The following is an 8,924-nucleotide window of genomic DNA, read 5'->3' as shown; positions in this document are numbered from 1 at the left end:
CCCAAGCGCCTGAACCTTGTCATAGCGCCGGCAGGATTTGGTAAAACAACACTGGTAAGCCAATGGTGCGCCGTTACAACTGGCCCCATCGCTTGGTTGTCGCTGGATGAACACGACGATGAACCCCGGCGCTTCTGGCAGTACGTTGTCAGCGCGTTCGAGCACGCCGGCTTGACCGGGCTGGAAGACTGCCATAAATGCCTTGCCGGCAATACCGATGACAATCTCAGCAGCGCTATTACTGTCCTGATTAATACACTGTCATCCGACGGCGGCCTGTGGAACCTTGTCCTGGATGATTTTCAGTTTATTGCTAGCGACGAAATTCAGCGCCAGTTCGGATATTTTGTGGACTATCTTCCGGCAAGCGTCACCGTGACTCTGGCCTCCCGCTCTGAACCTCCCCTGCCACTGGCTCGCTGGCGTGTGCGCCGCTGGGTTCAAGAGATTCACCCAACATTGTTAGCGTTTTCTGAAGACGAGTGTCATGAGTTTTTTCACAACACCATGGGCCTTGCCATTTCAGAGCAGGAAATACAGGCCATTTGCCAACGAACAGAAGGCTGGGTGGCAGCCATGCAGCTCGCCGCACTTTCAGGGAATAACAGCGGCCTGGTGCAACACCCGCGAACCACTCGCTCAGATGCGCCGCAAGCTGCACTTAGCATAGATGAACGGCACATAAGCGACTATGTCCTCAGCGAGGTGCTGGACAAGCAACCAGAGGCTATTGTCGCCTTCTTACTGGATACGGCCTGCTGTCCGCGCCTATGTGCGTCTATGTGCAATTCTCTTCGCAACTCAGATGACGGCCAGAAAAAGCTGGAGACCCTGCTTTCACAAAACCTGTTTCTGATTCCTCTGGATAATCACAATGAATGGTTCCGCTATCACGACCTGTTTCGCGATGCACTACTGCAGCGGATTCGCCATACCTATCCTGAGCGTGCCCATCGTCTCTGGCACCGAGCGGTGGAGTGGCTTTTAGACCACGGTCAGGTTCAGGAAGCTATCGCTCAGATTGTGCAAAAGGAAGATTGGCCATGGCTGGCTAACGTACTGGCCACCCACGGCAATAACCTGATTCATGGGGGCTATCATCTGCCGGTTCTAAACTGGCTTGAATCACTACCCCCAAAGCACATAGAAGAAAACGCACAACTGCAGATGTTGCGTGTGTGGAGCCGTTTTTTTGCCAACCGATTTGATCATCTTGAGCCATTGCTGGCCAATGTTGAACATTTGCTAGATCGTCGTGTCGCAGACTCTGCCCCGGATGCAGAAGGTGCGCTGGGCCTGCAGAGTGAGATATCGCTTATACGTTCCTATTTGGCGCGGTCGCGCAGCGATGATAAAAGCGCAAGTAACCTGACCCTCCAGGTGCTCGCGGATATCGACCACACGCGAATTCCACTGAAATCCGTGACCTATTACGGCTTAGGGCTGGACGATTACGGCAAAGGGGACCTGACAGGTGCGGAAGAAGCGCTAAAGTCTGCGATCCACTACGGGCAAGTTGAACGAAAGCCGAGCACGGTTCTTTCCAGTGGCGGTTTGCTGGCTTGGATACAGTACAACCGGGGTGACATGGATCTCGCGCTGGATACCTGCACCGAGGTGCGTCGATGGGTTGATCAACACTACGCGGATCCCACTCAGCCCCGACTGATCTCATGCTGGCTTAGCGCTGCACTCACAGAAATTCACCGAGAACGCAATCAACCACGCGATGCAGCCGCTCATCTCGCGCCTTTGCTGGAGCACGTAAATCAAGGCACGGAACCGGGGCAGCATGTGATCATTCAACATGTGTGGGGGCATCTCGCCTTTAGCGATGGCCAGTTTGCACAAGCAATAGAAGCCCTTGAAGACGCAGAGCACGTTGGCCGAAAACGCCGAGAACACATTGTCTTCGAACCCCCAGCCAGCACTGCGTTTAAGGCACGGTGCTTTCTGGCAACGGGGCAGATTGCACTGGCCCGCCGCAGCTTGGATTCCCTGGACAAAAAAACCGTTACCAACCCCCTAAACCGGGAGCAGAACAGCATCAGCTACGCCCGACTGCTGGTTGCCGAGGGCACACCGGAACGGGCGCTAGACATTCTTGACGTGTTGATGTCAGAAACAGAACAGAACGAACACAACCGCCACTTAGTAGAGGCACTGCTGGTTCGCGGCGACGCCCTCGCGTTGCAAGGTCGGCACGACGAATGCGCTGAGCAACTTGAGCGGGCGGTAAATGTGGCAGCGGAAGCCGGGTTTATGCGGTTGTTTGCTGAAGAAAGCTCGCGCCTGCAGGCACTTTTACTGGAATTACCTGCCTTGCAAAGCGAAGGGCGTTGGCAGCGCAGCTTAAAATACATGTTACAGAGCCAAGAGAATCCAGGCGCGACAGGCAAGGAAGAAACAAAACCCGCAACGATTAGCAAAGAGCAAGACCTTGCTGAGCCTCTAAGCCAAAGGGAGCTCGAAGTGCTTGAACGAATCAATGCGGGCGACGCAAACAAAGACATTGCCGTGCACATGGGCGTAGCGCCCGCCACGGTAAAAGCTCACATACGCAATCTTTATGGCAAACTCGGCGTTGGTCGAAGAACCGAAGCCCTTGCCCGAGCCCGGGAACTGGGTCTTCTCACCCAGTAAATTTCGCTCTCGTTTTGTGATTCCCATCACATTCGGCAAGAACTTTTGACCCACGCTACGCCCTTTGGACGATTCGGCTACGCCCTCTACTCCCCTATTATGGATTCCACGGTAGGGCAAGCCCTCACCACGAATTCTGGAACTTCAGGCCTTCAGACTTCTTGTACAGCGTTGTTTCGACGCACGGTTTTTTTTGAGGACCCCTTGATATAAGCCAGCCTTCGGGCTGGCTCTTTTTTTATCTATTTACCTTTCAATGATTCGCCGGAACGGCGGCAACGCATCCAACAGCAACTGACCATAACGCCTGGCTACAATGCGGCGGTCCAGAATCGTAACCCTTCCAGTATCTTCTTCCGTACGCAACAAACGGCCCACAGCCTGTACGAGTTTTATGGATGCACCCGGCACTGTAATTTCCATAAACGGGTTACCACCACGCTGAGTTACCCATTCGGCCAAACCGGCCTCGATAGGGTCGTCTGGCACAGAGAAAGGCAACCGGGTGATGACTACGTGATGAAGATACTTGCCGGGTAAATCGATCCCTTCTGCGAAGCTGGCCACACCAAACAATACGCTAGCCCTGCCCTCATCAATACGAATCCGATGCTGGCGCAACACCTCACCTCGAGACATATCGTCTTGGGTAATAATCAAGTCCGGGTAGTCGGGCGCCAGCGCATCCCGCACTTGGTGCATTTGCCTGCGGGAAGTGAACAACACAAGCGTAGCTGTCTCACCAGCCCATACACTTGGAAGGCGTTTGATCAATTCATCCGCGAAACCGTCGTCGGTAGGCATACAAGCCATGGCTGGCACCTCTACTGTCGCCTTTTCGCCATAACGGAAGGAGCTTGGCACCACCAACAACCGACTGGCAGCAGGCAGACCTGCCCGGGATTGAAGGCGATCGAAGGTACCGAGCGCAGTCAGAGTGGCGCTGGTAAGAACAGCACCGTAGGCCCGCGACCAAAGCCTTGAGTACAAAAGATTGTCTGCCAGTACCGGCGAGCTGAACAGTGCGATATCTTCCGCATGATCCCAGCGCTGCCGCACACTCCAGCGTGCCGGAGGGGGGCTTTTGCCTTTGTTTGGGCCATCAACCTGCTCTGTCCAAGCTGTCCAGAGCCGTAGCTGGTCTTCTGAACGGCTGTGGAACGCACCAATCACCGGGTACCAGGCTTCTGCGGTATCCCGATCAATCTCGTGCTGTTTGCGTTCGTCGAACGCACCCTGAAGCTCGTCGGCTAATGCGCCAAGGTGCCGCACCAGGTTTGCGGTGGCAATCCGGCTTTCAGAAGCCAGCTCCGCTAATGCTTCTGGCAACTCCCCCTCTGGATAACGCCATTGCGCTGAACGACGCTCATCATTGAACTCCCAGCCAGTGTTGTGCTCAGCTTCTTCATAAACCCGGCTAAGCACCAGATCTACATCCCGAGAAGCGCCACTTATGCGATCGATCGTTTTAGCACCTTGGGTGCCCGCAGCCAAATAGGGCTGCATTTTGACAAGCGCTTGTGATAACTGCTTAAGCCATTGCCGGGTCGAGTTCAGGGGTACAGACGCTGCAAAGTGATTCAGTGCTTTGTCTGGCAGGTGATGGGCTTCGTCAAAAATAAACAAGGCGTTTTCAGGTTCTGGCAGAATCGCTCCACCACCCAGAGCCAAATCAGCGAGCACAAGATCGTGGTTAGCCACCACGATATCCACTTCCTCCAGATCCTTACGGGCATCAAAAAACGCGCAGCTGTCGAAGTAGCTGCAGTGCCGGTTGGTGCACTGACGGTGATCGGTTGTTACCTGGCGCCAAACATCATCGGGTATCTGCTCCGGCCAGTGATCTCTGTCGCCATCCCATTTGCGCGATCCATAGCTTGCCAGCATCTCCTCGAAGAATGCCCGGGTGCCAGGCTCCTCAGTGCCTGGGCTGTCCAGCAGGAACAGCGGCATGGTGTCGCTATCTCCGTTGCCTTCATCGTGCAGGCGTGACTCCAGACGGGACATGCACAGATACCGACCGCGGCCTTTGGCAAGAGTCCAACTAAAGTTCATCTTGCTGTGCTTTTTGAGATCAGGAAGATCTTTGAGCACAATTTGATCCTGCAGTGCGACCGTTGCCGTGGATATCACCAGGGTTTTATTCAGAGCCCTGGCCACAGGAATAGCCGCAATCAGATAAGCCAAGGTCTTACCCGTACCGGTGCCAGCCTCAACCACACAGGCGGCCGGGGGCGACGTGCGCTGGCCATCGTTTTCAGTAATATCGCCCATGTAGCGGGCAATCTCAGCAATCATCAGGCGCTGACCATAGCGGGCACGGACGTCTTTGCCCGCCAGAACTTCGCGGTAACTTTGCTGAATCTGCTGTTTAATATCGTCGGATAACGCCATCAGTGCGGGCTCACCCAGTCGCGGACAATGCCCACACGAAAGCGTCTGCCTTGTTTGCTAAGCACAACGCCATCTTCGGTAATCTCTTCTACGGTAATACCCGAAAAGGATTCGCCCGGGCGGAGATAGTGACCATTGATCATCACTCGGCTGGCATAAGGATCTGTGGAATAGATATGACTATTGAACATCAGGTCCGGGACACTCTTCTGATAAGAAAGGGGCAATTCGACTAGGTGCGGCACTCTTGTTCCAGCTCTGGCTTGGGGCTCACTCTGGCGCAGTGCCGGCACTTGGCGCTCTCGGCGTACAGACGGCGTAATAATAGTTGGCCGCTCACGGGCCGGCGCTGCTATCGTCTCGCTCCCCAACTCTGGCTCCGGCAGCGAAACAACTGCAGTGTCGGTTTCAGCAGGCACCTGTTTTGCTTCAGATTTTTCAGGCTGCTCCACTGGGGCCTCAAGCTCAACTGGCTTAGGAGCCTGCACTACAGGCATCTCACGTGCGGGTTCAGGCCAGAATACAACTGCCAGCACTCCTGCGTTCACTAGTAATGCCAGAGCCACCCATACCACCGAAGCGTTCCGCCGTTTTTTGGGGCGATGAATCAGTTGTACCTGCTGACCAAGGTCCGGGACTTTCCCTTGGCGGCGTTCAGTTTCAGATTTTCTAAGGGCATCAAGAATGTAGGACATGGTCTATCCCTCACCCCCGGACTTGGTGTTTACCAACCTCGGCACATCCGCATTCAGGTCGTTGTTAACCTGGATTACCGTCATAGCACCGGCAATGCCATCCACCGTTAGTCCCCTTAGGGACTGATACCAACGCACCTGATCTTTCGCTGACATACGTTTGATTTTTGCGTTGTCTGCGGGCGATTCGCCGTGGGCATCTGCAAGCTCCATCATGCGGGCGCCTAGCCACAACTCTTCGCTTGCACCGTCACTCGCGCTTGGGCTGCTGGCGACATAATCCGGAAGCTGCCACAACACCCGGTACTCACCAAACCAAAAGGGCTCAAGGCTGGTAAAAGATACTCGAACCAATCCTTCGGGCAGAAGAATGTCTGCCTTGTCGCCTTCGAGATGGCGCAACACAGCGTAGCCACGATTGCCGGTATTATCCTGAAGCATCAGCATGGCTGGCCTGTCCAGAAAAGCGAGGCTTCTGCGGCTACCTTGCCGCTCGAGGCATCCGAGGCCGGATTTACGAGCGAAATCACAGGCAACAGGAGACTCCTGCGAACCGTATTGAATGCCCCATATACCAAACAACTCGCTAAAAGCGCCTGGTAAATTTAGTGCTTGCTCTTCGAAACTGAAAGAGGGCATTTCCTCGTTGGAGTCAGCGGGGCTTTGGTCCACAGAAGTCGGCTTCTGCACAGTTGCCGACTGTTGTTTTGGCTCGTTTTCACGTTCAATTGAGCCGGCCTGCTCAATAGGGGCAGCTTTCACTTCAGCGACCGCTTTTGGCCCGGACCATTGCTGATAAAGCCAGTAGGTACTCACGATAGCCAATAACAGTGAGGCGGCAAGCACCAGAACGCCCGGAAGATCTGGCTTGCCTCGGGAACCCGCCGGCTTTGCCCCGATGTTGCGGCTACCCGCAACTTCCTTAGCGGCCTGTCGAATGTGGGCCGATGTCACCTCGTGCTCGCCTTCGGCGTAGGCACCCAGTAGTGCACGGTCGCTGATCAGATTGATCAAGCGGGGTATGCCATTGCTCAAACGATAGAGTTTGCGCACGGCTGCAGGCGAAAACACATCCCCGCGCATACCGGCAACGCCCAGCCGATAACTGAGGTAAGCAGGCAGCTCGTTGCGGTTTATAGCATCCAAATGATAGCGGGCGGTTACCCGTTGATTGAGCTGGCGTAACTTTGGAAGCTCAAGAATCTGCTGTAACTCGGGCTGGCCCAGCAACACAATCTGTAGCAGTTTCTTTTCGGCGGTTTCAAGATTGGTTAGCAGACGCAGCTGCTCAAGCACATCGGCTGAGAGATTCTGCGCCTCATCGATCATCAAAACCTTGTGTCGCCCTGCTCCGTGAGCTTTCAGTAGATCCTGGTTGATCAGATCGACCATCTGTTTGATGGTGGCGCCAGCCGGATGAATAATTTCCAACTCATCACAAATAGCGGAAAGCAGTTCCCGGGCCGACAACCGAGGGTTCAGAATAAGAGCAATGTCCACGTGGGACGGAGCATTTTCGATAAAGCACCGGCTGACGGTGGTTTTGCCGGTACCCACTTCGCCGGTAATAACAATAAAACCGCCCTGACCCTGCACCCCATACATTAAATGGGCCAGCGCCTCTTTGTGGCGTTCGCTCAAATAAAGGTAGCGAGGGTCAGGCGCGATAGAGAACGGGGGTTCTCTGAAGCCGAAGAAGTCGTAATACATGGGCGTCCAGTCAGATACTCAGGGTGTTCTGGTGTTTCAAGCGTCGCACGCAGCGCTCCAAGGTTTTGGAAATGCGCGCATGGGAACGAATCATAGAGATTTTCGGCCAAGTTGCACGCTCACCCGCCAGAATCATTTCACGCACAAACTCCGGCTTCGGGTCAGCCAGCATTCGCCGGTAATCCTTGAACGAGTACGTTGGCGCGATTGTGACGTCTCCAGAATAACGCTGGGCCATGATGGTGTACATCTGGCCATAAACCTGGCGCAGAAGCTCTGGCCGAACCCGCTTACGCAGATAATCAAACACGCCTTGGCCGTGAAACTGAACCTCAGACTTCAACAAATGCAAAGGTAGACTTGCCAGGGAAAGCTTCTCATCTCTGCCTCGGGCGTTGAGAAACGGCACCACATGGGGGTTTGTCTGGCTTACGATGGTGAAGTTCACATCGTAAAGGTGCATCAGCCGATCAATCGGCAGATCACTAACCACTGAACCGTCAACAAATTTCAGCCTGGGCATGTAAGGTAGAGCTTGCCCGTGGATGTCTTTTTTTATCAAAGTGACCGGCGGAAATATACCCGGCACTGCTGCACTGGCAAGCGCCCCACTCCATACCATGAGATAAGGCGACGTATAACCAGACAACAAACGTGCCTTCTGGTGCGCCTGCACAGGCGACACACTCATATTGATAGAGCGACCAGTGCGCTGGTATGCCTCTTCAAAGGTGTACTCACCAATATTGGTTCTAAGGCAGGTGCGAAGCTGCTCTTGATCCATCAACCCTTCGCCTCGCATTGCACTTAGCAGGCCACGCCATTTCCAAGCTTTGAGATTGTGATTTTCGGGAACCAGCATTTCGGGAATTTCGGCGTCTGTGTGCACACCCAGCATGCCTGCAATGATGGCACCTATGCTTGAGCCGGTGACAACCTGAGGCAACAGGCCTTTCTCCCAGAGCGCCTTGATAACCCCGAAATGAAACATACCAAGGCTGGCACCACCGCTTAGCAAAAGCGTTGGCCGGCCATAGCTGGTGAGGGTGTCGCGGAAGAATTGCAGTTTTTCAGCAACTGGAAATTCCGGCACCGGGTGGTCACAGAGGAAATCCAACGCTTCGCAGACCTGGGCAATGTATTCCTCAATAAGATGCTTGGTACCCACCCTGGAATAGGTATAAAGCGCTGGGTTGCCCATGTTGCCAAGATCATGATGAAGACCCTCACGCAATGCACGCTTAAGGCGTTCAAAATCATTCTGTTGGCGATACTGTTTGATGTTGCTCAGACGATCGTACAGTACCTCATAATTGTAATGCTCAGAGGCGAAATCCTCTTTCCACTCGGCCTTACCTTCAAGAAAATCCAACTCCAACGCGGCTGCTTTCCACACCTCGTAGTTAGGTGCTTCGTCCAGCATCTTTCGGAATCTTTTGATCTTTGGATCTTTGAGCACCTTGTGCCTCTCTCAGCCCGTGA

5 protein-coding genes are annotated in these 8,924 nt (G+C 54.2%); 1 reads left to right on the top strand and 4 read right to left on the bottom strand.

Going from position 1 to position 8,924, the window contains the following annotated elements; translation table 11 throughout:
- Positions 1–2,643: LuxR C-terminal-related transcriptional regulator (locus ACTH3S_RS09730; protein ID WP_441808812.1), on the top strand; the 2,643-nt coding region annotated here is incomplete at its 5' end.
- A gap of 246 nt (positions 2,644–2,889) precedes the next feature.
- Here ACTH3S_RS09730 and dinG read toward each other — a convergent pair.
- From dinG to ACTH3S_RS09710, 4 genes are read right to left on the bottom strand one after another with little or no spacing between them, the layout of a single operon-like run.
- Positions 2,890–5,037, bottom strand: a complete 2,148-nt coding sequence (gene dinG, locus ACTH3S_RS09725; RefSeq protein ID WP_441808811.1) for an ATP-dependent DNA helicase DinG — start codon at positions 5,035–5,037, stop codon at positions 2,890–2,892.
- Positions 5,037–5,732 (bottom strand): general secretion pathway protein GspB, encoded by a 696-nt coding sequence (locus ACTH3S_RS09720; RefSeq protein ID WP_441808810.1) that lies wholly within the window; start codon positions 5,730–5,732, stop codon positions 5,037–5,039. The genes dinG and ACTH3S_RS09720 overlap by 1 nt, the downstream gene beginning before the upstream one ends.
- A gap of 3 nt (positions 5,733–5,735) precedes the next feature.
- Complete coding sequence (locus tag ACTH3S_RS09715) at positions 5,736–7,442, bottom strand: ExeA family protein (RefSeq protein WP_441808809.1); 1,707 nt, start codon at positions 7,440–7,442, stop codon at positions 5,736–5,738.
- Between the two features lie 10 nt (positions 7,443–7,452).
- Positions 7,453–8,901 (bottom strand): DUF3336 domain-containing protein, encoded by a 1,449-nt coding sequence (locus ACTH3S_RS09710; protein WP_441808808.1) that lies wholly within the window; start codon positions 8,899–8,901, stop codon positions 7,453–7,455.
- Positions 8,902–8,924: the final 23 nt, after the last annotated feature.

The sequence above is a fragment of the Marinobacter sp. genome (assembly GCF_052094685.1).
GTDB lineage: Bacteria > Pseudomonadota > Gammaproteobacteria > Pseudomonadales > Oleiphilaceae > Marinobacter.
Note: the sequence above shows the minus strand (reverse complement) of the source record. Positions and strands in the feature narration are given on the sequence as shown.